This is a genomic window from Bacteroidia bacterium, from assembly GCA_025056095.1.
Classification (GTDB): Bacteria; Bacteroidota; Bacteroidia; order JANWVE01; family JANWVE01; genus JANWVE01.
Window position 1 is genome coordinate 1 of sequence record JANWVW010000311.1, and the last position, 2,117, is coordinate 2,117.

A 2,117-nucleotide genomic window follows, 5' to 3' on the forward strand; every position below is an offset into this window, starting at 1 on the left:
GCAGCACCGAAGCGTCAGCGTAGCCCGAAGCACGCCGACCTTGTGGGCTTTTGCCCACAAGGGCACGCCCAAAAAATAAACTTTTTCTACACGTTCAATAGCTACTATGTTTTTAACTTTTGAATGTTTGTAACTAATATTTTGTGTCCAAAGTAATTACAGGAACAATCATCTCTTCCATAGATATGCCCCCGTGCTGAAAAGTGTCCTTGTAGTAATTTACGTAATAATTGTAATTGTTAGGATAAGCAAAGAAATAATTTTCTTTGGCAAAGACGTAGGTAGAAGTAACATTAGTTTTTGGCAATTTAGCTTCTAATGGATTTTTTATTGTAAACACATGGCGAGATTGTTCATAGCTAAGGTTTTTACCATGCTTGTAACGTAAATTTGTGGTTGTATCTTTATCTCCCACAATGCGAGTAGGTTTAGTTACCATAATGCTGCCGTGGTCGGTAGTAAGAACAATACGGACTTTTCTTTGTGAAAGCTCCTTGAATATATCTAACAAGGGAGAATGCTCAAACCAAGATTGGGTCAAACTGCGATAAGCAGCTTCATCTCGGGCAAGTTCGCGTATCATATTAAGCTCTGCTCGGCTATGAGATAAAACATCAATAAAATTATAGACAATCACATTTAGCCTGTAATGGTAGAGGTCTTTCAAATTTTCAAGTAACTCCTTGCCATGTTGGTAGTTAATTACTTTTTTGTAAGTAAATTTTTCATTTATTCTGTACTGTTTGAGCTGATAAGCGAGTAATTCAGCTTCGTGTAAATTCTTTCCTTCCGCTTCATCATCATCTACCCAGTACTGTGGAAAATTTTGGGCAATTTCAGAAGGAAACATACCTGCAAAAATAGCATTACGACAATATCCTGTAGCTGTGGGCAAAATGGAATAATACGTGGACTCTTCTGTAACATTGAAGTATTTTTCAAGTGTAGGTTGTAGAGTTTTCCACTGATCAAATCGCATACAATCCACTAAAACGAAAAATACTGATTCTATGCTTGAATCCTCTAAATGGGGAAAAACTTTTTCTCTCATCAAGAAAGGGGAGAGTAAGGGAGTGTCTTCATCATCGGGGTTTTTGATCCAAGAAATATAATTTTCTTCCACAAAATCACTGAAATTGACATTAGCTTCATTTTTTTGGGTGTTCAATACTTCAATCATGCCGTTGTCTTTGCTATTTACTAACTCTGTGTCCCAAAAGACTATACGTTTGTATACTTCTGCCCATTGTGCTGCGTTGAGTTTATAGGACATTATTTCATTAAGTAATTTAAAGTCTTGTTGATAGCGTTCCATTGCGGTTTGAGATTCCAAGCGTTTGTTATCTAATATCTTTTTGCAAGCTGATAATATTTGCATAGGATTAACAGGCTTTATTAGATAATCTGCGATTTTATTTCCAATAGCACTTTCCATAATTTGCTCTTCTTCACTTTTTGTAATCATCACTACGGGTAGATTCGGTTTGAATAACTTAATTTTGGAAAGTGCTTCTAATCCTGTAATCCCAGGCATGTTTTCATCTAGAAATACGATATCAAAGTGCTCATTTCTTATACTTTCAATAGCTTCATAGCCACTCTCCGCAGTACTAACTTCATAGCCTTTTTGAGATAGAAAAAGAATGTGCGGCTTTAACAGGTCAATCTCGTCATCTGCCCACAATATTTTTATTTTTGACATAGTGCAAAGTTACACAAACTTGCTGAAACTAACAGTTAGTTCCAAAAGCTAAGCTAAGTTAAGTGTTGTAAACAAACGGCTTGTTTGTATTTGCGTTGTAAGTACAAATACATTAAACATTTGACTAACTTAGTTTTGGATAGCCATTCGGATTAGTACAAGAACTTGTAAAATTATATCAACTTTTTTATCTTTGTATCTTATACCAAAAAGTAGCGCATAACATAGATATGTCTTTTAAATTGCTTAAAGCAACTATTGCTCTTGTTATATTCTTTTCTACAAACCTATATGCTACACATTATGCAGGGGGCGAAATTATGTTTGAATGCTATCCTGCAGGTGGCCCCAATGCATATCGTATTGTATTAGCGCTTTATTTTGATTGTACGGGTATTCCGCATCCAACAAGTGA

General features: G+C 35.6%; 2 protein-coding genes. One reads left to right on the forward strand and one right to left on the reverse strand.

All coding sequences use genetic code 11. The annotated features are described in order from the left end of the window. Positions 1 to 133: 133 nt before the first annotated feature. Complete coding sequence (locus NZ519_13715) at positions 134 to 1,702, reverse strand: PglZ domain-containing protein (protein MCS7029811.1); 1,569 nt, start codon at positions 1,700 to 1,702, stop codon at positions 134 to 136. Between the two features lie 230 nt (positions 1,703 to 1,932). On the opposite strand from NZ519_13715, the gene NZ519_13720 reads away from it, so the two are divergent. Continuing rightward, positions 1,933 to 2,117, forward strand: a 185-nt coding sequence (locus NZ519_13720) for a hypothetical protein (GenBank protein ID MCS7029812.1), incomplete at its 3' end; no start/stop codon positions are given.